The 24,045-nt window shown below is 72.0% G+C and carries 16 protein-coding genes; 1 reads left to right on the top strand and 15 read right to left on the bottom strand.

The features are described 5' to 3' along the window. Nucleotides 1-297: 297 nt before the first annotated feature. The 12 genes from HDC93_RS32105 to HDC93_RS32050 form a co-directional block, all read right to left on the bottom strand. Nucleotides 298-2,097, bottom strand: coding sequence for a DEAD/DEAH box helicase (locus tag HDC93_RS32105; protein ID WP_185014347.1), 1,800 nt, complete (start codon nt 2,095-2,097; stop codon nt 298-300). A 178-nt stretch (nt 2,098-2,275) separates the two neighbouring features. Continuing rightward, nucleotides 2,276-3,877, bottom strand: a complete 1,602-nt coding sequence (locus HDC93_RS32100; RefSeq protein WP_185014346.1) for an MFS transporter — start codon at nt 3,875-3,877, stop codon at nt 2,276-2,278. A 282-nt stretch (nt 3,878-4,159) separates the two neighbouring features. Beyond that, nucleotides 4,160-5,326, bottom strand: a complete 1,167-nt coding sequence (locus HDC93_RS32095; RefSeq protein ID WP_185014345.1) for an SUKH-4 family immunity protein — start codon at nt 5,324-5,326, stop codon at nt 4,160-4,162. Nucleotides 5,327-5,618: 292 nt separating this feature from the next. Then, nucleotides 5,619-7,937 (bottom strand): molybdopterin cofactor-binding domain-containing protein, encoded by a 2,319-nt coding sequence (locus tag HDC93_RS32090; protein WP_185014344.1) that lies wholly within the window; start codon nt 7,935-7,937, stop codon nt 5,619-5,621. Next, on the bottom strand, nt 7,934-10,306 hold the full coding sequence (locus tag HDC93_RS32085) for a 2Fe-2S iron-sulfur cluster-binding protein (RefSeq protein ID WP_185014343.1): 2,373 nt from the start codon (nt 10,304-10,306) through the stop codon (nt 7,934-7,936). The genes HDC93_RS32090 and HDC93_RS32085 overlap by 4 nt, the downstream gene beginning before the upstream one ends. Beyond that, nucleotides 10,303-11,196: a xanthine dehydrogenase family protein subunit M gene (locus HDC93_RS32080; protein WP_097216932.1), complete on the bottom strand. Its 894-nt coding sequence runs from the start codon at nt 11,194-11,196 to the stop codon at nt 10,303-10,305. The genes HDC93_RS32085 and HDC93_RS32080 overlap by 4 nt, the downstream gene beginning before the upstream one ends. A gap of 259 nt (nt 11,197-11,455) precedes the next feature. Continuing rightward, nucleotides 11,456-13,078: a beta-N-acetylhexosaminidase gene (locus tag HDC93_RS32075; protein WP_185014342.1), complete on the bottom strand. Its 1,623-nt coding sequence runs from the start codon at nt 13,076-13,078 to the stop codon at nt 11,456-11,458. Nucleotide 13,079: 1 nt separating this feature from the next. Then, a complete protein-coding gene (locus HDC93_RS32070) occupies nt 13,080-13,925 on the bottom strand; it encodes a carbohydrate ABC transporter permease (RefSeq protein WP_185014341.1) in 846 nt (281 codons plus the stop codon). Beyond that, nucleotides 13,922-14,917, bottom strand: a complete 996-nt coding sequence (locus HDC93_RS32065) for a carbohydrate ABC transporter permease (protein WP_260419881.1) — start codon at nt 14,915-14,917, stop codon at nt 13,922-13,924. Before HDC93_RS32065 ends, HDC93_RS32070 begins: the two co-directional genes overlap by 4 nt. A gap of 5 nt (nt 14,918-14,922) precedes the next feature. Then, a complete protein-coding gene (locus HDC93_RS32060) occupies nt 14,923-16,221 on the bottom strand; it encodes an extracellular solute-binding protein (protein WP_185014340.1) in 1,299 nt (432 codons plus the stop codon). A gap of 210 nt (nt 16,222-16,431) precedes the next feature. Next, a complete protein-coding gene (locus tag HDC93_RS32055; RefSeq protein ID WP_003990595.1) occupies nt 16,432-16,713 on the bottom strand; it encodes a DUF3039 domain-containing protein in 282 nt (93 codons plus the stop codon). A 29-nt stretch (nt 16,714-16,742) separates the two neighbouring features. Beyond that, nucleotides 16,743-17,315, bottom strand: coding sequence for a YqgE/AlgH family protein (locus tag HDC93_RS32050; RefSeq protein WP_185014436.1), 573 nt, complete (start codon nt 17,313-17,315; stop codon nt 16,743-16,745). Between the two features lie 252 nt (nt 17,316-17,567). Here HDC93_RS32050 and murA point away from each other — a divergent pair, with 252 nt between their 5' ends. Next, nucleotides 17,568-18,908, top strand: coding sequence for a UDP-N-acetylglucosamine 1-carboxyvinyltransferase (gene murA, locus HDC93_RS32045; protein ID WP_142163576.1), 1,341 nt, complete (start codon nt 17,568-17,570; stop codon nt 18,906-18,908). 231 nt (nt 18,909-19,139) lie between these two features. Here the strand turns inward: murA and HDC93_RS32040 are convergent, their stop codons facing one another. The 3 genes from HDC93_RS32040 to HDC93_RS32030 form a co-directional block, all read right to left on the bottom strand. Next, nucleotides 19,140-19,421: an HU family DNA-binding protein gene (locus tag HDC93_RS32040; RefSeq protein ID WP_003990598.1), complete on the bottom strand. Its 282-nt coding sequence runs from the start codon at nt 19,419-19,421 to the stop codon at nt 19,140-19,142. Nucleotides 19,422-19,762: 341 nt separating this feature from the next. Continuing rightward, entirely contained in the window at nt 19,763-21,196 is a 1,434-nt protein-coding gene (locus HDC93_RS32035; protein WP_185014339.1) for an NAD-dependent malic enzyme, read from the bottom strand. 331 nt (nt 21,197-21,527) lie between these two features. Further along, the gene (locus HDC93_RS32030; protein ID WP_185014338.1) at nt 21,528-23,825 is read right to left on the bottom strand and encodes a UvrD-helicase domain-containing protein; all 2,298 of its coding nucleotides are present in this window, start codon (nt 23,823-23,825) and stop codon (nt 21,528-21,530) included. Between the last annotated feature and the right edge of the window lie 220 nt (nt 23,826-24,045).

Raw genomic sequence — 24,045 nt, 5'->3', positions numbered from 1 at the left:
CCGTCGGTAACGCGCTTCAGAGGCCGCCGATCGGCCGGCGGCCCGGCCTGTCCGGGCCGCGTCGCTTCACGGCTGCGCTCCGCGGCGGCGCTGCCACGGGGCGTGTGCGTAGCCGGACAGTAGCGAAGCAGGTTCGCTGAGCGGAAGGCTCCGTCCAGAATCCGGGCAGTAACGGGGGTGTCACGCTGCCGTTTGCGGTGGTATGCGTCCCGTAAGGGGCGCGGGGCTGTGCCGGTGTGCGGCTCCGCCGCGTGGGCGCGACCAGCCACAGCCAACCCGCAGGCAACGAGGACCGCGTCACTTCATCCGCGTAGCCCACTCCTGCACCTTGGTGATCCGCTGCCGCAGCTGCCCCGCCGTCGCCTCCGCCGCCGGAGGCCCCCCGCACACCCGCCGCAGCTCCGTGTGGATCACCCCGTGCGGCTTGCCGCTCTGGTGGACGTACGCGCCGACCATCGTGTTGAGCTGCCGCCGCAGCTCCATCATCTCCTTGTGGGAGACCACCGGCCGCCGCTCGGCGGGCATTTCGAGCAGGTCGGCCTCCTCGTCCGGCTTCTTGCGGCTGTGCGCGATCTGCCGGGCCTGCCGCTTCTGGAGCAGCAGCTGCACCTGGTCGGGCTCGAGCAGCCCCGGGATGCCGAGGTAGTCCTGCTCCTCCTCGCTGCCCGGGTGGGCCTGCATGCCGAACTCGGCGCCGTTGTACATGACCCGGTCGAAGACGGCGTCGGACTCCAGCGCCTCGAAGGAGAACTGCTCCTGCTCACCGGTGTCCTCGTCCTGCTCCCGGTTCGCCTCGTCCATCTCCTTCTCGGACTCGGCGTAGGGGTCCTCCTCGCCCTGCTTCTTGGGCTTGTCGAGGACGTGGTCGCGCTCGCGCTCCATCTCGTTGGCGAAGGAGAGCAGGTCGGGCACGGTCGGCAGGAACACCGAGGCGGTCTCGCCGCGCCGCCGGGACCGCACGAAACGCCCGACGGCCTGGGCGAAGAAGAGGGGCGTCGAGATGGTGGTGGCGTAGACGCCCACCGCGAGCCGCGGCACGTCGACACCCTCGGACACCATGCGCACCGCGACCATCCACCGGTCGGTGCTCGCGCTGAAGTCGTCGATGTTCTTCGAGGCGCCGGTGTCGTCGGAGAGCACGACCGTGGCCTTGCTGCCGGTGATCTCGCGGATCAGCTTGGCGTACGCACGCGCGGAGTCCTGGTCCGCGGCGATGACGAGCGCACCCGCGTCCGGAATGGCCTTGCGCACCTCGGTCAGCCGCTGGTCGGCGGCGCGCAGCACGGCGGGCATCCACTCGCCGCGCGGGTCGAGGGCGGTCCGCCAGGCCTGGCTGATGGCGTCCTTGGTCATCGGCTCGCCGAGCCGGGCGGCGATCTCGTCACCGGCCTTGGTGCGCCAGCGCATGTTGCCGCTGTAGGAGAGGAAGATGACGGGCCGCACGACATTGTCGGCGAGGGCGTTGCCGTAGCCGTAGGTGTAGTCGGCGGCGGACCGCCGGATCCCGTCGTTCCCCTCCTCGTACGTCACGAAGGGGATGGGGTTGGTGTCGGACCGGAAGGGCGTACCGGTCAGGGCGAGCCGCCGGGTCGCGGGCTCGAAGGCCTCGAGGCAGGCCTCGCCCCAGGACTTGCTGTCACCGGCGTGGTGGATCTCGTCGAGGATGACGAGCGTCTTGCGCTGCTCCACGCGGTTGCGGTGCAGCATCGGCCGGACACCGACACCGGCGTACGTCACGGCGACCCCGTGGTACTCCCGGCCGAGCGGCCCGGCGCTGTACTCCGGGTCGAGCTTGATCCCTAGCCGTGCCGCGGCCTCGGCCCACTGCTTCTTCAGGTGCTCGGTCGGGGCGACGACGGTCACCTGCTGCACGACGTGGTGGTGCAGCATCCAGGAGGCCAGCGTCAGCGCGAAGGTCGTCTTGCCGGCGCCGGGGGTGGCGACCGCGAGGAAGTCCCGCGGCTGTTCCTGGATGTACTTCTCCATCGCGCCCTGCTGCCAGGCTCGCAGCTTGCTGGCGGTACCCCAGGGGGCGCGGCCGGGGAACGCCGGGGACAGGTGGTGCGAGGCAGAACTGGTGCCGGCGGTGGTAGTCACGGTCTCCGTTGGGGGTCGGGCGGCTCGTGCGAGGGAGCCTGACGGCTCGGCTACGTATGACAACCGGGCCACCCTACCGGCGCCCCGGTCCGCCCCATGCGCGGACCGGTCCGGGTCACCGGTGGGTGGGACCGACGTCACAGCCGTCGGCGGCGCCGCGTCGGCCGGCTCTGCCGCTCTACGGCCGGTGTTCCCGCAGCCGGGTCGACACCCAGGCCCCGACGAGGGCCACCGCCGCCATCGGCAGGAACACCGCGGTGAAGGCGGCCGGGTGGGAGCCGGAGGTGTGGGTGGCCGTGTGGGACACCGCGCCGCCGCCCAGCGCGGCGAAGGCGGCGCCACCGGCGGACAGCAGGACGACGTTGGAGAGGCCGTCGGAGATCTGGAGGGCGGCGGAGTTGGTGCCGGCCTCCTCGGGGGCGGAGAGCTTGAGCAGGAGCACGCTCGTGGAGGAGATCACGAGCCCCATCCCGAAGCAGCCGAAGGCCCAGGCGACGGCCAGGGTCCACACGGGCACGGACTCGATCAGCACGCTCGGCGCGGCGGCGACGGCCGCCGCCACCAGCAGCATCCCGACCGTGGTCAGCCGCTCCCGGTACGGCTCCACCCGCGACCGCGACTGCACCCAGGAGCCCAGCGCCCACGTGCCCCCGCCCGCGGCGAGCGAGAACCCGGCCAGCGTCGGACTGAGCCCGCGCTGCGTGACGAGCATCAGCGGTACGAACGACTCCGCGGCGATGAAGGACCCGGCGGCGACGCCGCGCAGCAGCACGACGGACGGCAGCCCGCGCGCGGCCCGGTACGTGCCGCGCGGGAGCAGCCCGAGCACGGCCGGCACCAGCAGGGCCACGCCGACGGCACCGGGCAGCAGCGAGAGCGGGCGCAGGTCCTGGGCGGCGTACTGGAGCAGCCCGGCACCGAGGGAGATGCCCAGGGCGAGCCGGATGCGCCGACGGTCGAAGGAGGCGGGTGCGGCGGACCGGTCGGTCGTGTCCGCGGGGTCCGGTGCGACGGGACGGTCGGTCATGTCCGCGAGGTCCGGTGCGACGGGACGGTCGGCGAGGGCGGTCCGTTCCGCGGGCACGGGGACGTCGGCACTACGCGCGGCACCGGACTCGGCAGCGGTGTGCTGCGCCGGCCCGGACGCCCGGCGCCGTATCTGCGGCAGCGCGAGCGCGAGCGGGAAGACGACGAGCACGGGTATCCCCACGAACACCCACCGCCACCCCAGCTGTTCGGTCACCGTGCCGGCGGCGAGCGGACCGACGATCGACGGAAGCACCCAGCTCGCGGCGAACGCGGCCATGATGGCGGGCCGCAACCGCTCCGGATAGGCCCGCCCGACCACGACGTACAGCGCGACGATCACCAGCCCGCCGCCGAACCCCTGCACGGCCCGGCCCAGGATGAACACCCACATCGTCCCGGCGGTCCCCGACAGCAGAAGCCCGGCCCCGAAGGAGGCGATACCCGTCGTCAACGGGCCGAGGGGGCCGCGCCGGTCCGACCACTGCCCGGAGAGCACCATCCCGAACAGACTGGTCGTGAAGTACCCGGAGAACGCGAACGCGTACAGGGACACCCCGTCCAGTTCGCGTGCGGCGACGGGCATCGCCGTCCCCACGGCTGTCGCCTCGAAGGCGATCAGCAGCACGACGGAGACGATCCCGACGCTCAACGCCCGGTGGGCCGGCCCCAGCACGCCCGTTTCCCGCTCGGCCACGGAGGGCGGACCAACGGTTTTCTCGACATCGGCAGCACGCGGCTTCGGGACGGTCATGCCGGCCAGCGTAAGGTCCACGCCGCACTTTGACCCCTGTCCGAAGACGGCCCCCCTCTCGGACCTTGGTCGTACACCCTTCTTCCCGGCCACCCCTTCATGAACGGCGTATGGCAGTCACATCGCAGCCCCCGCGATCCCCTTGAGCCCCGCCCCACCCCACCCCGTCCTACGGTCATCACACCGAGTACGAACACGGCCGTGTGATGCGGTGCTCGGTGGCGGTCTGGTCTTGCCGTACGCCGCCGCAGCGCCTCTAAGTCCGCCTGACGGCAGCCCCCGTCAGAGCACCCCGCCGGCCTCGTCCTGGAACGCGTCCGTCCAGTAGTGGCGGACCGTTCCGCCGGCCGCCACGCCCGTCGGGTCCACCGTTGACAGGACCTGGAGCATCGTCATGGCCAGCTGGTCGTAGGTGTCGGTCGTCAACTCGTGGGACGACTGGGCGTCTGTCGCGCGCTCGCGGTGCAGGAGCCAGAAGGTGAAGGCGAGGGTCGACACGTCCGTGTTGAGCGGGTACAGCGTCGCCTCGGGCTCGCTCCAGTTCAGGACCGCGCCCGTCGCGCCGTCGATGACCAGGCTGTTGCCCTCGACCAGGTGGCCGAGGCGGATCAGCCGGTGGGCCCCGGCGGGGAGCACGGCCGGGGTGTCGGTGTCGGCGTGGTACTCGGCGAGCGTCGCCAGGGGCACGTCCGTGTCCAGGCAGAAGACGTGGGCGTCCTCCGGCAGGCCCACCTCGCGCAGGAAGCGGCGGGTCGGTTCGTGCGTGAGGTTCGCGGGGAAGTCGACGTCCTCGAAGCGGACCGTCCTGCCGGGGCCGAACTCCTGGTCCAGGAGGCGGTGCGGGAGGTCCAGGGAGAGGCCGGACGCGCCGCCCCGGCCCGCCACCAGGGACAAGGGGCGGATCAGCGCCGCCATCTTCCAGAACGGGGCCGGTTCGCCGTCCGCGCCGTCGCGGAACACCGCCAGCAGGTGCTGGGATGCCTGCGCCACCGCCTTGGGACCGTAGCGGCCGGCGTAGGAGGCGAACTGGCCGCGCAGGCCGGCCAGTTCGTCCGTGGCCTCCGCGAAGCGGACCAGCGTCCGCAGGGACGGGGCCAGGGGGCGGCGGTTCATCAGGTCGGGGCGGTCGTGCAGGACGTACGTCGTCGAGATCTCGCCCGTCGCGCCGTCCAGCAGGACCGACTCCGTCTCCAGGCAGCCGGGGCCCAGCAGTCCGCCGATCACGAGCTGTTCGCGCAGTTCCGCGGAGAGACGGTCGTCCGGGTCGCCGGTCGAGTCGGCGACCGTGCGCAGGCCCTCGCGGCTCAGCTCGGCGAAGCTCAGCACGCCGCTGTCGCAGGGCAGCCCGGGGCCGGTCAGCCAGTGCCTCGTGGACGCGTGCGTCACCCACGGGTCCAGCTCGGACTCGGTCAGGGTGATCACCGCGGAACCGGTATCGGTCGTACTCATGGGCTCCCCCGCATGTGCTTGCTCACCGTCCTCTGGCGGAGCACGGCGGACCGCCCGGCGAAGCCCGGCAGCCGTTCCCCACTGCCCAGAACAGTACGTGCCACCACTGACAACGCCCCGGACCGGCGACGCGCGCCCGGCGACCACGCCACGTCACCCCGTAGGACGCTCAGAGCACTCGGGCGCGTTCCCTTTCCGCCGAAATCGCCTTCCCTTCGTGGCGCGGGTTCCACGAGGGTGGAGCGGACTCCGGTGCGCGGGGCCCGGCCGGGCCCCGCGGGAGGCGCCGGCCTCAGCCCCGTTCCGTGACCACCGCGGCCTGGGGGCGGATCGGGAGGCGGTTCACGGGACGGCCCGTCGCGGCGCGGACGGCGGACGCGACGGCCGCCGGGGACGTCACGACCGGCACCGCGCTGACGGCCTTGGCCCCGAAGGGTGCGACCACGTCGCGCTCCTCGACCAGCCGGACGATGCGGATGTCGGGCGCGTCGAGGGCGGTCGGGAGGGCGTAACCGGTCAGGTCGGGGTGGCGGACGATGCCGCGCGGCGTGCGCAGGTTCTCCGTGAGGGCGATGCCGACGCCCTGCGTCACGCCCGCCTCGATCCGGGCGGCGAGCTGGGTCGGGTTCAGGACGCGGCCCACGTCCTGGGCGACGGCCAGTTCCACGACCCGTACGGAACCGATCTCGATGTCCACGTCCACCACCGCGCGGATCGCGCAGAAGGCCATGCCCACGAACGCGTCGCCCTGGCCGGTCTCGTTCAGCGGCTCGGTCGGGTGCGGGCGGCACTGGGCGGTGGCCCACAGTTCCTTGCCGTCCAGCGCCTCGGTGACGGTCGTGGAGAGGACCCCGTCGTACGACGTGATCTTGCCGTCGGTGATCTGGAGCAGCTCCGTCGACATGCCGAACTTGTGGGCGAGCGGCTGGAGGAGCTGGGTACGGACCATCTTCGCCGCGCGCTCCACCGCACCGCCCGAGACCCAGGTGTGACGGCCGCGGCAGCCCGCGCCCGCCGGGGGCTGGTCGGTGTCGACCGGCGCCACGTGCACCTCGTCGATGCCGAGCGTCTCCTGGACGATCTGCCGGGCCAGGGTGGTGAAGCCCTGGCCGGTCTCGACGGCCGCGCACAGGACCGTCGCGACACCGTCGTGGACCTTCACGGTCGCCGTGGAGACCTCGTCCGCGCCCTCCGCGCCGAGCATGTGCACCATGCCCACGCCGTAGCCCACGCCCCGGCGCACGGCGCCCGGTTCGCCCGCGCCCTCGGGTCCGCCGGGCAGCAGCCACTCGTCCTCGGGCGTGTCCTTGGGCAGCTGCGGCAGCGGGAAGTCCCGGACGGCCTGGAGGAGTTCGGCGACCGGGGCCGGGCAGGTCACGGTCTGCCCGGTCGGCAGCACGTCGCCGGTCGCCAGGGCGTTGCGCAGCCGTACGTCGGCCGGGTCGATGCCGAGCTTCTTGGCGATCTTGTCCATCTGCGCCTCGTAGGCGGCGCAGACCTGCATGGCGCCTTCACCGCGTACGTGGCCGGACGGGGGGTTGTTGGTGCGTACGGCCCAGCCCTCGATGAAGGCGTTCGGGACGACGTAGGGGCCGCAGGCGAAGGCGACGGCGGCGGCCAGGGCTTCGGAGGAGGTGTCGGCGTAGGCACCCGCGTCGAGCAGGATCTGCGCCTCGACCTTGACGAGTCTGCCCTCGCCGTCGGCGTGGTGGCGGTAGCGCAGCAGGGTCGGGTGCCGGTGGACGTGGCCGAGGAAGGACTCCTCGCGCGTGGCGGTGAGTTTCACCGGGCAGCCGGTTTGCAGCGCGAGCAGGCCGAGCGGGAGCTGGAAGCCCTGGTCCTCGCGGTCGGCGGTGGCGCCGGGGACGCCGGTCACGACGACCTTGACGCGCTCGGGTTCCAGGCCGAACGCGGCGGCGGCCGCGTCGCGGTCGGCGTGCGGGTCGGTGGAGGCGAGGTAGAGCTCCACCCCGCCGTCCGGGCGCGGCACGGCCAGGCCGGCCTCGGCGCCGATGGGCGCGGGGTCCTGGCGCCCGATGCGGTACAGGCCCTCGACGACGATCTCGCCGGCCGCCTCCGGGTCGCCGTGGCGCAGCGGGATGTGCCGGATCAGGTTGCCGTCGGGGTGCAGCGGCTCCGCCTCGAACGCCTGCTCCGGGTCGGTGACCGGGTCCAGCACCTCGTACTCGACGATGACGGCGGCGGCCGCCATGCGCGCGGTGTCGGGGTGGTCGGCGGCGACGGCGGCGATGGGCTCGCCGTGGTGGCGCACGACCTCGGAGGCGAAGACCGGGCGGTCGGCCGTGCCGCGGCCGTGCAGCGGGCGGCCGGGGATGTCCTCGTGGGTGACGACGGCACGGACGCCGGGCATCTCGCGCGCGTGGGTGGTGTCGATGGACAGGATGCGCGCGTGCGGGTGCGCTGAGCGCAGCACGGCCGCCCACAGCAGGCCCTCGGCCCACAGGTCGGCGGCGTACGGGAAGGTGCCCTCCGTCTTGGCGCGGGCGTCGGCGGGCGGGAGCGAGGCGCCGATGCCGTGCGGAAGCGGTTCGGGGGCGGGGGCGGCCTCCGCGGCCTGTGCGGCCTGGGCGGTGGCTGCTTCGTTGCTCACGCGGGGCCTCCGTCCTGGCCGTAGGGCTGGTCGTGCGCTTCTGGGGAGTGCGGTTGCGGGGTGTGCGGTTGCGGGGTGTGCGGTTCCGGGGGCGCTCCGAAGGCCGATGCGTTCACGCCACCGGCGCCCGGGCCCGCCTGGTGCGGGATGCGGGGTTCGCCGGAGTCGCCGTCGGCGGGCGCGGAGTGGGCCTCGCGTTCGGCGACGACCTCCTTGACGGCGTCCACCACGCCCCGGTAGCCGGAGCACCGGCACAGGTTGCCGCACAGCGCCTGGCGGGTCTCCAGCTCGGTGGGCGCCGGGTTGCCCTCCAGCAGGTCGTGCACGGTCATCGCCATGCCGGGGACGCAGAAGCCGCACTGGACGGCGCCGCAGCGCGCGAGCGCCCGCTGCACGTCCGACGGCTGCCCGTCCTCGGCCAGGCCCTCGACGGTACGGACCTCGCTCCCGGCGGCGGTCACGGCCGGGACGAGACAGGACGCCACGAGCCGCCCGTCGACCTGGACGTTGCACGCGCCGCACTCGCCCTGCGAGCAGCCGTCCTTGGCGCCCGCCAGTCCGAGCCGCTCGCGCAGCACGTACAGCAGGGACTCGCCGATCCACGCGTCGCCGACGGGTCGGTCGGTGCCGTTGACGCGCAGCACGTAGGAGGCGAGGGGGTGTTCCTCCTGGGGGGCCGCGGGGGGTACGTCGTGGGGGGCGTCCGCGGACGGGGTGGTCGCGGCGTTGGCCGGGTCCTGGTCCGGGGCCGGGTCCTCGGCCGGGGTCTCGCCGTCGGCGGTCTCCGGGCCGGTGCCGGTGCCGGTGCCGGTGCCGGTGTCCGGGTCCGCGAGGGGCCCGGCAGCGGGCTCGGAGGGGCCGTCGGCGGCCTCCAGGGCCCCTGGCGTGTCCTCGGGCGACTCGGCGGGGGCATCGGCCTCACCGAGGCCGGGAGTGGCCTGTGAGGCGATCTGGGCGTCCTGCGCGTCCTGTGGAAGCGCGGCGGATTCCGGGTGCGCCTCGGGCACATGCTCCCCGGGGAACCCGTCATGGGCCTCGCCGTACGGCTGCCCGGGCGCGTGACCGACGGCGCCGGCCCCCTCGGGCCCGTGCTCGGCGAAGTCCGGGTGCTCCGGCCCGTGCTCGGCGAAGTCGGACGGCTCGGCCCCGTGGTCGGCGAAGTCGGACGGCTCGGCCCCGTGCTCGGCGAAGTCGGACGGCTCGGCCCCGTGCTCGGCGAAGTCGGACGGCTCGGCCCCGTGGTCGGCGAAGTCGGACGGCTCGGCCCCGTGGTCGGCGAAACGGGACGGGTCCACCGCGTGCCCGGCCTCCCCGGGCTCCCCCGGCGCGTACGCGGCGCTCGGCGGCGGCTGCGGCGCGTGGCCGTCACCCGGCGTCCGCGGCCCGTGGCCGGCGTTTTCGAGGGACTCCGGCCCGTGGCCGAACTCCCCGGGCCGATGCGCGTGACCGTGACCGCTGTCCTCGTGGACGCCCGGCGCGTGAACGTCCTGCGGGTGGTGCCCGGGCCCGGCCTCCGGGCCCGCCTCCTGCGGCGGCGGCCCGGCGGCCTGCTGCTCCGGCGCGTATCCGGACTCCGGGGCGTAACCGGTGACGGGGGCGGCGTCGCCCTGCTCGTGACCGTGCTCGTGGGGGAAGCCCGGCCGGGCCTCCTGCCGCTCCGCCGTGTCCTGCGGGTCCTGCCCCCACGGCCGGCCCGTGGCCTGCGTCGCCCAGGGCGCGGGCGCGCCGCCGGGCAGCGTGGCCGGCGGGGTGCCGCCCCACTGCTCGACCAGTGAGGACGTGGTGAACTCGCCCGACTCGTCCGGAAGGTCGCCCCCGGCGACGGGGATGGACCACTGCCCGGTCACGTCATGGCCGGGCGCGCCTTCGGCGGCCGCGGTCTCCTCGAAGGTCCACTGCCCGGTCGCCCCGGGGTTGTACGTGAACCGGTCGTCGCCGACGTGCGGCGGTGCCGTCGCGTCGGGGCCGTAGGGCGTGCCGGGGTCGTAGGGCGCGTCGGTGCCGCCGTAGGACTGCTCGGGCACGTCGTGGCCCTGCTGGTGGTGCGCGCCGTGCTCGTGGCCGTGCTGCCGGTGCCCGGCGTTCGGGTCGTGCCACTGCGCCCCGTCGACCGGCGCGCCCGGCACCGGCCACGCGCCCGTGGCGGCCGGGTCGGTTCCGGCGGTCGTCGCGGGGTTGACCGTTATCTGCGGCGGTACGTAGCCGTGTCCGGGCGCGGCCAGGGGGCTGTCGGCGGCCAGCAGGGCGTCGACGCCTCCCTCGGGGAGTTCGACGAAGGCCGTGGCACCGTCGTCGTACTCGCCCTGGGGCAGCGGGTCCCAGCGGCTGCCGCCCCGGGACGTGCCCTCTCCGTGCTGGTCGTCGCTCACGACAGCGCCCTCCCCAGTGCTCGTCGGGCCAGCGCGGCGACGGTGCGCCGCAGGTGCAGTACGGCGGGCGGAAGCTGTGCGACCGAGCCGTCCTCGGCCGGCGCCGCGTCGGGGATGCAGGCCGCGGCGACGTACTCGCCGAAGGCGCTCAGCGCCTCGGGGACGAGCGCGCGGTTGTTGTCCCAGTCGATGAGGCCGGCGACCCACTGCTCGGCGTCCAGGGGCCGCAGCGGCATCGGCGCTATGGCGCCCACCGCGCAGCGCACGCCCCGGCGCGCCGGGTCCAGGACCAGGGCCACGGACGCCACGGCGCGCCCCGGGCCGGTCCGGCCGGTCGCCTTGAGGAAGACCTGCGGGGCGTGCAGCAGCGGCACGCGCACGAAGCCGATGAGCTCGCCGGCGCGGAGCATGTCCATCCCGGCCAGCAGGTGCGACACGGGGATCTCCCGGCGGGCTCCGCCCGGACCCGCGACGATCAGTGTCGCCTCCAGGGCGGCCAGCACCGGCAGCGCGTCCCCGGTGGGGGCGGCCGAGGCGATGTTACCGCCCAGGGTGCCCGCGTTGCGGATGTGCGGCGGGCCGGCCGCGCGTGCGGCGGCGGCGAGCGCCGGGATCAGGGCCGCGAAGTCGGGGCGGCCCATGCGCGCGTGCGTGAGGCCCGCGCCGAGCAGCGCGTGACCGTCCAGGTACTGCCAGCCTCGGATCTCGCTGATCCGGCCGAGTCCCACCAGGGCGGCGGGCCTGAGCTGCCCGGAGTTGACGGCGGCCATCAGGTCGGTGCCGCCCGCGACGGGCACGGCGGCGGGCACGGCGGTGAGCGCCGCGACGGCCTCGTCCAGCGTCGTGGGCAGCGTGACGGCCTGCGCCGCCTGCGGTGCGTGCGTGGTCAAACCGGCTGCCCCTTCCCGCTGCCCCACCTGGTCCCACCTGTGCTGCCGTACGGTACGTGCTGACAGGGCGGACGTGGCAACTCTGGCACATCTTGGCGAGAGCCGAAGACACGGGTCCGCTAGGAGGCATTCACCCACCTCACCGGCGAGATGATCCGTTTTCTCACTGGTTCACCAGTGCATGCCGATTGGCACTTTCGGTGACCCTTGTGCGCTTTTTCTGTGGCCTGTTCGAGCTGTTCGGTCGTGACGGGTACCGCTACCGGCGGGGCGGCGGGCCGTCGATCGGGCGGCCCGGCACCCCGGGGCGCCGCTGCCAGGGCAGGGGGCCGGCGGGAGGCCGGTAGGCGACGCCCAGGGCGTCGAGCCGCCCGTAGTGCGCGGCCATACGGCTCCGGAAAGCGGCGAAGTCCCGTTCCGCCGGGGCGGGCAGTGCGCTCCAGGCGACCTCCGCGAAGGCCGCGAGACGGGGGAAGGCCTGATAGTCCACGCGCGCGTGGTCCTCCATCACCTCGGTCCACAGGTTGGCCTGGGTGCCCAGCACGTGCCGGGCCTCCTCGGGCGTCAACTCCGGTGGAACGGGCTCGAACCGGTAGACGTCCTCCAGGGTGCGCACCCACCCGATCGGTACCGGCTCCTCGGGGCCCGGGTCCTGACGGTGGTCCAGGTACACCTGCTGCTCGGGGCACATGACGACGTCGTGGCCGGCCCGGGCGGCGGCGACGCCTCCCGCGTAGCCGCGCCAGGAGGAGACGGCGGCGCCCTCGGCGAGCCCGCCCTCCAGGATCTCGTCCCAGCCGATCAGCCGGCGCCCGCGCGCGGAGAGCCACGCGTCGAAGTGCTTGATGAACCAGGACTGGAGCTCGTCCTCGTCCGCGAGCCCGAGTTCCCTGATCCGCGCCTGGGCCGTCTCCGACCGCCGCCACTGGTCCTTGGGGCATTCGTCGCCGCCGACGTGGACGAACTGCGAGGGGAACAGCTCGAGCACTTCCTCGAAGACGCCCTCGTAGAAGCGCAGGGTGTTGTCAGTGGGGGCGAGTACGTTCGGGTTGATTCCCCAGGTGTCCCAGACGGAGAGGGATGTGGTGTCGATGACGTCGGTGTTGCCGAGTTCCGGGTACGCGGCGATGGCGGCCTGCGAGTGGCCCGGCACGTCGATTTCGGGGACGACGGTGATATGCCGCTCGGCGGCGTAGGCGACGATCTCGCGGATGTCGTCCCGGGTGTAGTAGCCGCCGTGCGGCTTGTCCTCCCACAACGGCGAGGCGCGGTGGCCGGTTTTCGTACGGGCGCGCCAGGAGCCGATCTCGGTCAGCCGGGGATGCCGCTCGATCTCGATGCGCCAGCCCTGGTCGTCCGTCAGATGGAAGTGGAAGACGTTGAGTTTGTGCGCCGCCATCAGATCGAGGTAGCGCAGCACGCCTTCCTTGGGCATGAAGTGCCGTGCGACGTCGAGCATCAGGCCGCGCCAGCGGAATCGGGGAGCGTCCTCGATCGTCAGACGCGGCACGCTCCAGGCGCGGTCGCGATCGAGCGGGGCCCTGCGGTACGCGTCGGGGCCGAGGAGCTGCCGCAGGGTCTGGGCGCCCCAGAAGACACCGGCCGCGCTGCCGCCCTCGACGAGGACGCCGGAGCCGTCGCTGACGAGGCGGTACTCCTCGGGGCCGAGACCGGGGGCGAGTCGCAGTTCGATGCCGCCCTCGGCGTCGTCGGGCTCCCGCGCCTCGCGCAGCGGCAGCCCGGTGGTCTGCCGCAGGGCGGCGCCCAGCCAGTGGGCGACGCCCTGCGTCGCGGTGTCGGCGCGGAGCCGGGAGCGGTGCGTCAGCCGCACCTCGCCGGATCCGGCGGTGGCGCTGCGGGGCGCCGGGATCAGTTCGGTCACGTCAGTCCTTCACCGCTCCGCCCAGTCCGGAGACCAGGCGCCGCTGTACGAGTACGAAGAAGACCAGGACCGGGATCGTCATGACCGTGGAGGCGGCCATGACTCCGCCCCAGTCCGGATCGTCGGGCTTGTAGAAGACGAGGAGGGCCATCGGCAGCGTCGACTGCGCGGTGTCGCTGATGATGAACGACTTGGCGAACAGGAAGTCGTTCCAGGCGGAGATGAACGAAAACACGCTGGTGGCCACGAGACCCGGCAGGACGAGGGGGAAAAGGATCTGCCAGAGGAATCGCGCGCGGCTCGCCCCGTCGATGTAGGCGGCCTCCTCCAGCGCCTCCGGAACGGCTTTCACGAACCCCCGCAGCATCCAGATCGCGAAGGGCAGCGAGAAGGCGATGTGGGGCAGGATCAGCGAGCCCAGCGTGTTCAGCCGGCCGGCGTCCCGCATGAGGAAGAACAAGGGGATCGTGAGGGCTTCCACGGGCACCATCTGGGCCACCAGAAACATGATCAGAAGGGTGGTCCGCAGGCGGAACCGGAATCGCGTGACGGCGGTCGCGGCGAGAAACGCGATCAACCCGGAGGCGATCACGACGCAGCTCGCGACGACGAGGCTGTTGAGGAAGTAGCGGCCGAATTCCTGCTGCCCGAAGACACGCCGGAAGGAATCCAGGGAGGGCGCGAGGGTCCACGGCCTGGGTTCGCCGGACTCGATCTCCCCGGCCGGTTTGAAGGCGCTGAGCACCATCCAGTACAGGGGGAAGGCCACGACGATCGCGATCAGCAGGGCGGAGGCCTCGGCGGCCAGCCTGCCCGGGCGGCGCACTCGGGCGCGTGGAAGGTTCACAGTTCCTCCCCCTGACGGCGCAGCAGCCGCAGGTAGACCAGCGTGACGGCGAGCAGGATCAGCAGCGTCACGATGCCGATCGCGGAGCCCAGGCCGTACTGCGAGGACGCGAAGGCCTGCTGGTAGGCGTAGACGTTGAGCACGAGGTTCTGGCCGGCGATGCCGCCGCCGCCGGTCATGACGTAGATCTGCGTGAAGACCTTGAAGTCCCAGATGACCGACTGGATGGTGACGACGACCAGGATCGGCCGGAGCATCGGGGCGAGTACGGAACGCCAGATGCGCCACTGCGAGGCGCCGTCGAGGGAGGCGGCCTCCAGCACTTCACCGGGTACGGCGCGGATCCCCGCGTACACGGTCACCATGACGAACGGGAAGGAGCACCACACCACTTCGAGCAGCACGAGGAAGAAGGCGCTGAGACGGCCATAGGTCCACGAGTGGTCGCCGAGGCCCAGCATGCGGTTGACCGGGCCGAAGTCGGGGTCGAAGAGGAACAGCCACACCGTGGAGCCGGTCACGGCCGGGGTCGCCCAGGCGCCCAGCGCGGCCAGCATCAGCGCGAGCCGCGGTACGGCCCGGACGCGGGTGAGGAGCACGGCCAGGGCGCAGCCGACGGCGAGCGTGGAGACGACACAGGCCGCCGCGAACAGCACGGTGGCGAGCAGCACCTGCCAGAACTGCGGGTCCCCGAACAGCGCGGCGTAGTTCCCGAACCCCTCGAAGGTGGCCGGTTCCCCGCCGCTGACCTGCGCCTGCGTGTACTGGAAGAAGGAGATCAGACCGAGTTGGTAGATCGGGTAGACGAGCAGCCCGCCCAGCACGACGAGCGCGGGCGCGAGGTACAGCCAGGGCGTGAAGCCGCCGGTGCGGCGGGCGGCCCCGCGTGCGGTGCGGCGGCCCCGTGCGCCGGCGGCTTCACGCGGGGGCCGGGGGGCCGCCACGGTCGGCGCCGCGGCCACGGGGATTTTCACGCAACCGCGGTCGTTCATCGGCTTCACCCGGCGGAGCCGAACGCGTCGTTCATCTTCTTCGCGGCGTCGTCGGAGGCCTTCGCGACGTCCTTCTTGCCGCTGATGACCTCCTGGAACATCGTCGGCAGGACGAGGGAGGAGTCGATCTGGGCCCAGGCGGGCGACGCGGGGACGAACTTGGTGCCGGCGGACAGGGTCCGCACGAAGGGCTTCACGAACGGCTCCTGCTGCGCGACCTGCTGGCGGACGTCGGTGAAGGTCGGCAGGAAGCCCATCGCGTCGAAGAGTTCGCCCTGCGTCTTCTTCGAGGCGAACTGCTCCATCAGCCGCACGGCGAGCGTGCGGTGGGACGTGCTCTTCAGGACGCCGATGTTGTTGCCGCCCGCGAAGGCCGGGGCGATCGAGCCGGACTTCACACCCGGCAGCGGGACGACGGCGTACTTGCCCTTGGCCTTGCCGGCCTCCACGGCGGTGTGGCTGAAGTCGCCGCCGATCGCCATGCCCGCCTTGCCCGCGGCGAACGCGGAGATCGTGTCGTTGCCGCCCATGCCCGCGCACTTGGCGGCCGGGCAGTTGTCGTCGCCGAAGAGGGACGTGTACGCCTTGATGCCCTTGCGGGCCTGAGGGCTGTCGATGCCGGACGCGTACGAGCCGCTCTTGCCGTTCGCGAGCTCACCGCCGTTGGCCCACACGAACGGCATCGCGCCGTAGGTGTAGGCGCCGCCGACCACCAGCCCGTACAGCTCGGGCCTGGCGGCGCGTATCTCGCGGGCGGTGGAGGCGAGTTCGTCCATCGTCCTCGGGACGGACAGACCGAGCTCCTTGAACACGTCCGTGCGGTAGTACAGGGCGCGGACGCCGACGTAGAAGGGGGCGCCGTAGAGCTTGCCGTCCACCGTCACCGACTGCTTCGCCGTCGGGTCGGTGTCCTTCGCCTCGGCCCAGTCGCCGAACTCCTTCGTGACGTCGAGGAGTCCGCCGTCCTTCACATAGCCGGCCGTGTCGGTGTTGCCGTACTCCATCACGTCGGGCGCGGAGGCGGGGTCGTTGAAGGCGGCCTTGACGCGCTGGGCGCGGGTGTCGATCGGGATGTACTCGACGTCGACCTTGGTGCCCTTGTGGGCCTTCTCGAAGCCGGCGACGACGGAGTCGACGACCTTCTGCTTGGGGGCGTTGCCGACCTCCTGGAAGAGCCACACGCGCAGCGTGCCGGTCTTCTCGTCCTTGTCGGAGGAGGAGTTCGAGGAGGTCTGGGGCGCGCAGGCGGTGGCCAGGAGAGCGGCGAGCGCGGTGAGCCCGGCACATCGGACGGACAGCTTCATGGAGTGCTCCTCCGAGGGAGTGTTGCAACATGCGCAATGAAGGTTTCGCTGTGCACAACACTCGGAGGCTAAGGACTGCATGAACACACCCACAAGAGGTCTCAACCACTCTGTGACCGGCAGACGCACCCCGCGCAACACCCGGACAGCACAAAAGCCTCCAGGGCACGCAAAACGCGCCCTGGAGGCCTCACGCCCCGCGGGTCGGGCCTACTTGTCGCCCTTGCCCTTGTCGTCGTCGCCGGAGCTCATGGACTCGTAGATCTCCTTGCACATGGGACACACGGGGTACTTCTTCGGGTCGCGGCCCGGCACCCACACCTTGCCGCACAGCGCCACGACGGGGGTGCCGTCGAGGGCGCTCGCCATGATCTTGTCCTTCTGGACGTAATGGGCGAAGCGCTCGTGGTCACCGTCACCATGCGAGGTCTGCGGCGTCGGCTCAACGAGGGTCCCCGTACCAGTCCCGCGCTCGGGCTCGAGAGTGCTCATAGAGCCAAGGGTACTGAAGCTCACAGGCATCAGTTGAGCGAAGGGTCCTCCGGGTACGTCGCCACCATCGCCAGTTCGCTGCGCTGGCGGCGCAGCACCTCGCGCCAGAGCCGTTCGGGGGACGGGGACGAGACGTCGCCGGGCTCCGACTCGACGACGTACCACGCGCCGTCCACCAGTTCGTCCTCCAGCTGGCCCGGGCCCCAGCCGGCGTACCCGGCGAAGATGCGCAGGGAGCCGAGGGCGGAGGCCAGCAGCTCCGGCGGGGCCTCCAGATCGACCAGCCCGATCGCGCCGTGCACCCGGCGCCAGCCCAGCGGGGCGGCCTCACCCGTCGCACCACCGGGAACGACCGCGACCCCGAGGGCGGAGTCCAGCGACACCGGGCCGCCCTGGAACACGACACCCGGTTCCACGGCGAGATCCCCCCAGCCCTCCAGGATGTCGGCCACGTCCACCGGGGTGGGGCGGTTGAGGACGACACCGAGGGAGCCCTCCTCGTCGTGGTCGAGAAGCAGCACCACCGCGCGGTCGAAGTTCGGGTCCGCCAGGGCGGGGGTGGCCACGAGCAACCGCCCTGTGAGCGAGGACACCTCGGTCATGGCAGACATGATCCCGCATTCTCCCTCCGCATGGGGAGGCAATGCGGGACAGGCAGGGAACGCAGCTCAGGGCGCACTGATGCGCCCCGTGCGCACGAAACCGGCCGTGACCCCATGTGCCCGGAACGGAACCGTTCGTGTTGTGACAGAGCTATGACGTGGCTGGGTCTCGCTCGGGCTTACAGAAGGGGGGTGGTGGGCGATTACCCTTTCCCTCCTGGCCCCTGCCCGACTCCATGGAACGCGAGATTCATGACCGTCAACGACGATGTCCTGCTTGTCCACGGCGGAACCCCGCTGGAGGGCGAGATCCGTGTCCGCGGTGCGAAGAACCTCGTACCGAAGGCCATGGTCGCAGCGCTGCTGGGCAGCGCTCCCAGCCGGCTGCGAAATGTTCCGGACATCCGCGACGTGCGAGTCGTACGGGGTCTGCTGCAGCTGCACGGTGTGACGGTCCGTCCGGGTGACGAGCCCGGCGAACTGGTGATGGATCCGACGCGCGTGGAGAGCGCCAACGTCGCTGACATCGATGCCCACGCGGGTTCGAGCCGTATCCCGATCCTGTTCTGCGGCCCGCTGCTGCACCGCCTCGGCCACGCGTTCATCCCCGGCCTCGGCGGCTGCGACATAGGCGGCCGGCCCATCGACTTCCACTTCGAGGTGCTGCGGCAGTTCGGCGCGAAGATCGAGAAGCGGGAAGACGGCCAGTACCTGGAGGCGCCCCGGCGGCTGCGCGGTACGAAGATCGCGCTGCCGTACCCGTCCGTCGGCGCCACCGAGCAGGTACTGCTGACGGCCGTCCTCGCGGAGGGCGTCACGGAGCTGTCCAACGCGGCCGTCGAGCCGGAGATCGAGGACCTCATCTGCGTGCTGCAGAAGATGGGCGCGATCATCGCGATGGACACCGACCGGACGATCCGCATCACCGGTGTGGACCAGCTCGGCGGTTACAACCACCGCGCCCTCCCGGACCGCCTGGAGGCCGCGTCCTGGGCGTCGGCGGCACTGGCGACCGAGGGCAACATCTACGTCCGCGGGGCGCAGCAGCGCTCGATGATGACGTTCCTGAACACCTACCGGAAGGTGGGCGGTGCCTTCGAGATCGACGACGAGGGCATCCGCTTCTGGCACCCCGGCGGTCAGCTGAAGTCCATCGCGCTGGAGACGGACGTGCACCCCGGCTTCCAGACGGACTGGCAGCAGCCGCTGGTCGTGGCCCTGACCCAGGCCACGGGCCTGTCCATCATCCACGAGACGGTCTACGAGTCCCGCCTCGGCTTCACGTCCGCGCTGAACCAGATGGGCGCGCACATCCAGCTCTACCGCGAGTGCCTGGGCGGCTCGAACTGCCGCTTCGGCCAGCGCAACTTCCTGCACTCGGCCGTCGTCTCGGGCCCGACGAAGCTCCAGGGCGCGGACCTGGTCATCCCCGACCTCCGCGGCGGCTTCTCGTACCTGATCGCGGCCCTGGCGGCCCAGGGGACGTCCCGCGTCCACGGCATCGGCCTCATCAACCGCGGCTACGAGAACTTCATGGAGAAGTTGATGGAGCTCGGCGCGAAGGTCGAGCTGCCGGGCAAGGCGCTCGGGTAGACCAGGTCCCAGCGGCCACACCCGTCCGGCTGGGGGTCCCGGGGGTCACCCCCCGGGCAAGCACAGCATGGAGAAGTTGATGGAGCTCGGCGCGAAGGTCGAGCTGCCGGGCAAGGCGCTCGGGTAGCACGGCAGGCAGTGACGCCAAAGGGGCGGCCACCCGGTTCGGGTGGCCGCCCCTTTGATGTCACTCACTGGGTCCGTACACCGTCGGCGTACGAACGGCAGGGTTTACTTACCCTTGGCCGCTTCCTTGAGCTTCGAGCCCGCGGAGACCTTCACGCTGTAGCCGGCGGGGATCTGGATGGGCTCGCCGGTCTGCGGGTTGCGGGCGGTGCGAGCGGCACGGTGCGTGCGCTCGAAGGTCAGGAAGCCGGGGATGGTGACCTTCTCGTCGCCCTTGGAGACGATGTCGCCGACGACGTCGGCGAACGCGGCCAGCACGGCGTCGGCGTCCTTGCGAGTCACCTCGGCGCGGTCGGCCAGCGCGGCCACCAGCTCACTGCGGTTCATGTTGTTACTCCCGTGTTCATCTTGCCGTTGAGGCGTCAGATCGAAGCCGATGCTGCCAGGGTCCTCGATGAGTCCCCGGACCCGGGTCCGTCGTCAGACCCTCGCGCCCAGGGACGCATCCTGCCCCTACCTGCGGCGGGAAAGCCAATCCGGCACCCGCTGGAGTCGTGAGAACACCCTTGGGGAGTCACACGGATAGAGGGCCTGAGCCTTACGCCACGATAGCTCCGCTGCTGACTGGGTTCTTGCGACGCGCCGGGTTCCAGGCTGCCGTGGGGTTACTCACAGTCCGGGGAGACTGCGCCGTCCGGACCCCCGCAGCGGCCCGGACGGCCTCGGCCTCAGACTCCGGACGGGCTGCCCGCCGACGCACCGACCGCCTTGGCGGCCTCCCGCACGGCACCGGCGACCGCGCCCGCGACCTTGTCGTTGAAGACGCTCGGGATGATGTAGTTCGGGTTCAGCTCGTCTTCGGTCACCACGTCCGCGAGGGCCTTCGCGGCGGCCAGCATCATCTCGGTGTTGACGGTGCGGGACTGCGCGTCCAGCAGACCGCGGAAGACACCCGGGAAGACCAGCACGTTGTTGATCTGGTTCGGGAAGTCCGAGCGGCCGGTCGCGACAACGGCCGCGGTCTGGCGGGCGATTGCCGGGTCGACCTCAGGGTCGGGGTTCGCAAGCGCGAACACGATGGCGCCCTCGGCCATGGCGGCCACGTCGTCGCCGTCGAGGACGTTGGGGGCGGAGACGCCGATGAAGACGTCGGCGCCGCGCACGGCCTCCTTGAGGGTGCCCGTGAGGCCCTCGGGGTTGGTGTTGTCGGCGATCCAGCGCAGTGCCGAGTGCGGGGCGGCGTCCACCAGGTCCTCGCGGCCGGCGTGCACGACGCCGTGGATGTCGGCGACGACGGCGTTCTTGACGCCCGCGGCGAGCAGCAGCTTCAGGATGGCCGTACCGGCCGCGCCGGCGCCGGACATGACGACGCGGATGTTCTCGATCGCCTTGCCGGTGACCCTGAGTGCGTTCGTCAGGGCGGCGAGGACGACGATCGCGGTGCCGTGCTGGTCGTCGTGGAAGACGGGGATGTCGAGGGCCTCGCGCAGCCGGGCCTCGATCTCGAAGCAGCGCGGGGCGGAGATGTCCTCGAGGTTGATACCCGCGAAGCCCGGGGCGATCGCCTTGACGATCTCGACGATCGCGTCGGTGTCCTGGGTGTCCAGGCAGATCGGCCAGGCGTCGATGCCGGCGAACCGCTTGAAGAGGGCCGCCTTGCCCTCCATGACGGGCAGCGCGGCCTTGGGGCCGATGTTGCCCAGGCCCAGCACGGCGGAACCGTCCGTCACGACCGCAACGGAGTTGCGCTTGATGGTGAGGCGGCGGGCGTCCTCGGGGTTCTCGGCGATCGCCATGCACACGCGGGCGACGCCCGGCGTGTAGACCATGGACAGGTCGTCACGGTTGCGGATGGGGTGCTTGGACGCCATCTCGATCTTGCCGCCGAGGTGCATGAGGAAGGTCCGGTCCGAGACCTTGCCCAGCGTGACGCCCTCGATGCCGCGGAGTTCCTCCACGATCTCGTCGGCGTGCGCGGTCGACGTCGCTGCGATGGTGACGTCGATACGAAGCTTCTCGTGACCGGATGCGGTGACGTCGAGGCCGGTCACCGAGCCTCCGGAGGACTCCACGGCGGTGGTGAGCTGCGAGACGGCGGTTCCGCTCGCGGGCACCTCCAGCCGGACCGTCATCGAGTAGGAGACGCTGGGCGCCGTTGCCATGGCCGACTTCCTCTGCTTTCACCTGAGCCTGAGTTGTGCCGTCCGATCGTCGCACCTACCGCTGAGTAGCAGGTAGCCGCCCTCGATTGCGAACGTTTTGTTCGCGGAACGGGGCAGCATAAAGAGACCCACGTCACGTGGACGTGGGTCTCTTCTCAAGTAGGTGGCACCGACCCGCCATGCTCGCCTCGCGGCAAGTGGTCGCTCGTAGCGACGAAGGTTGGGCCCGGGGGCTTGGATCGAGCCGGTGCCACATCCAGGCTAACAAACAGATTCCGTAAGGCCATTCCCGTACCGGTAGTTCATTTCGCCGGTAAGTGGGTATCGAGCCTCAGTCCCTGAGCAGGTCCGGAACTCCCGCCGCGTCGGGCTCGTCCCGGTCGGCCGAGACGACCGTGAGCTGCTGGGTGGCCCGGGTCAGCGCGACGTAGAGGACGCGCAGGCCGGCCGGGGACTCGTCGGCGATCTCCGCCGGGGAGACCACCACCGTCGCGTCGTACTCCAGGCCCTTGGCCTCCAGACTGCCGAGGGCCACGACCCGGTCGCCGAGACCGGCGAGCCAGCGGCGGGCCTCCTCGCGGCGCTGCATGGCGACGACCACGCCGACCGTGCCGTCGACGCGCTCCAGCAGCCGGGCCGCCTCGTCGCGGACGGTGGCGCCCAGCGTGTCCTCCACGACGGTGAAGCGGGGTTCGACGCCGGTGGAGCGGACCGCCTTCGGCGACACGGAACCGGGCATGGCGAGGGCGAGGACCTTCGAGGCCAGCTCGGCGATCTCGGCCGGGTTGCGGTAGTTCACCGTGAGCTCGAAGCGGCGGCGGGGGCGGGTGCCGAGCGCCTCGTCGCGGGCCTCGGCGGCCTCGTCCGGGTCGGACCAGGAGGACTGGGCCGGGTCGCCGACGACCGTCCAGGTGGCGTGCCGGCCGCGGCGGCCGACCATGCGCCACTGCATCGGGGTGAGGTCCTGGGCCTCGTCGACGATGACGTGGGCGTACTCGACGCGTTCCTGCGCGAGGCGTTCGGCGCGCTCGCGCTGCGACTCCTCGCGCACCGGCATCAGCTCCTCCAGGCCCGTGAGCTGGTCGAGCGGGTCGAGTTCACGCTTGCGGCGGGGGCGGGCCGGGGCGCCGAGGACGGCCTGGAGCTCGTCCAGCAGGGCGATGTCGTGCACCGTGCGGCCCTCGCGCCTGAGCGAGCGGGCGACCTTGCGGACCTCGCCTGGGTTGAGGATCCGCCGGGCCCAGCGGCCGAGGCGCCGTTCGTCGGCCATGGCGTCCAGGACGGCCGCCGGGGTCAGCTCCGGCCACCAGGCGTCGAGGAAGGCGATGAAGGCGTCCTCGGAGGTGATGTCCTCGTCGAAGGAGGAGCGCAGTTCGGCCGCGAGTTCGGGGTCGGAGTGCCGGCCGGCCGCGCCGGACTGCTCCCACAGGGCGTCCAGCAGGAGCTTGCGGGCGCGCGGGCGCAGCAGGTTCACGGGGGCGGTGCCACCGAGGGCGGAGCGGCGGATGCCGTCCAGCTCCCGGGCCTGAAGCTCCAGACGGCGTCCGAAGGCGACCACACGCAGCCGGGCCGGCGGGTCGTTCAGCTCCAGGGCGCCGCGCGCGGCCTTCCGCAGCACCTTGAGCATGCGGGAGGAGCCCTTGGCGCGGGCCACCGACGGGGAGTCGTAGAGCGTGGCCTCGCTGCCCTCGACCAGGGAGCCGATGGCGCGGATGGCGACCTGGCCCTCCTCGCCGAGGGAGGGCAGCACGCCCTCGGTGTAGGCGACGAGCAGCGGGGTGGGCGAGACGATCAGGATGCCGCCCGCGTAGCGGCGCCGGTCCTGGTAGAGGAGGTAGGCGGCGCGGTGCAGGGCGACGGCGGTCTTGCCGGTGCCCGGGCCGCCCTCGACGTACGTCACGGAGGCGGCGGGGGCGCGGATGACCAGGTCCTGCTCGGCCTGGATGGAGGCGACGATGTCGCGCATGGTGTGGCTGCGGGCCTGGCCGAGCGCGGCCATCAGGGCGCCGTCGCCGATGGCGGGCAGCTCGTCGCCGTCGAGGTACGCCGTGAGCTCGGGGCGCATCAGGTCGTCCTCGACGCCCAGCACCTGGCGGCCCTTGGAGCGGATGACGCGGCGCCGCACGACACGGCCGGGATCGACCGGGGTGGAGCGGTAGAAGGGGGCGGCGGCCGGGGCCCGCCAGTCGATGACCAGCGGCGTGTAGTCCTGGTCGAGGACACCGATACGGCCGATGTGCAGGGTCTCGGCGATGTCGGCGGTGTTGTCGGGGCGTACGGCCCCCTCCGCCGGCTCGACGGCGGTGTACGCCCCGTCGGGGCCCTTCTTGCCGTCCTTGCCGGTCAGCAGGTCGATACGGCCGAAGAGGAAGTCCTCGAACTCGTTGTTGAGCCGGTTCAGGTGAATGCCCGCGCGGAAGACCTGGGCGTCCCGTTCGGCGAGTGCGCCGGGGGTGCCGACCTGGCCGCGCCGGGCCGCGTCCTGCATGAGGAACTCCGCCTCGTGGATCTTCTCCTCGAGGCGCCGGTACACCCGGTCCAGGTGTTCCTGTTCGACGTCGATCTCCCGGTCACGAACCGAGTCGTGCACCGAATCGACCGCGCCTTGTCTCTGAGCCTGAGCGGCCACCGGGCCCCCTTCTGACGTGCTGGGCAGCCGTCAACCGTACGCGAAGGGGACCCCTGGAAGCTACGGGCCGGCGGCAGGCGCGGGAAGGGTTGCCCCAATGGCGCCTGCCGTACGGCCGAACAGTCCTAATACTCCAGTCTGACTTCGCGATCTTGAGTCGGGTCCGGCTGGGAACGGGTACGGCCACCGCGTGATCATCGGGGGTTGTGTGGACTCCTGA

Source organism: Streptomyces sp. AK010, assembly GCF_014207295.1.
GTDB lineage: Bacteria > Actinomycetota > Actinomycetes > Streptomycetales > Streptomycetaceae > Streptomyces > Streptomyces massasporeus.
Note: the sequence above shows the minus strand (reverse complement) of the source record. Positions and strands in the feature narration are given on the sequence as shown.

Coding starts and splice junctions, on each gene's coding strand:
- HDC93_RS32095 (WP_185014345.1), bottom strand. CDS start 5,326: ATGAGTACGACCGATACCGGTTCCGCGGTGATCACCCTGACCGAGTCC.
- HDC93_RS32050 (WP_185014436.1), bottom strand. CDS start 17,315: ATGACCGAGGTGTCCTCGCTCACAGGGCGGTTGCTCGTGGCCACCCCC.
- HDC93_RS32065 (WP_260419881.1), bottom strand. CDS start 14,917: ATGAACGACCGCGGTTGCGTGAAAATCCCCGTGGCCGCGGCGCCGACC.
- murA (WP_142163576.1), top strand. CDS start 17,568: ATGACCGTCAACGACGATGTCCTGCTTGTCCACGGCGGAACCCCGCTG.
- HDC93_RS32100 (WP_185014346.1), bottom strand. CDS start 3,877: ATGACCGTCCCGAAGCCGCGTGCTGCCGATGTCGAGAAAACCGTTGGT.
- HDC93_RS32040 (WP_003990598.1), bottom strand. CDS start 19,421: ATGAACCGCAGTGAGCTGGTGGCCGCGCTGGCCGACCGCGCCGAGGTG.
- HDC93_RS32060 (WP_185014340.1), bottom strand. CDS start 16,221: ATGAAGCTGTCCGTCCGATGTGCCGGGCTCACCGCGCTCGCCGCTCTC.
- HDC93_RS32055 (WP_003990595.1), bottom strand. CDS start 16,713: ATGAGCACTCTCGAGCCCGAGCGCGGGACTGGTACGGGGACCCTCGTT.
- HDC93_RS32035 (WP_185014339.1), bottom strand. CDS start 21,196: ATGGCAACGGCGCCCAGCGTCTCCTACTCGATGACGGTCCGGCTGGAG.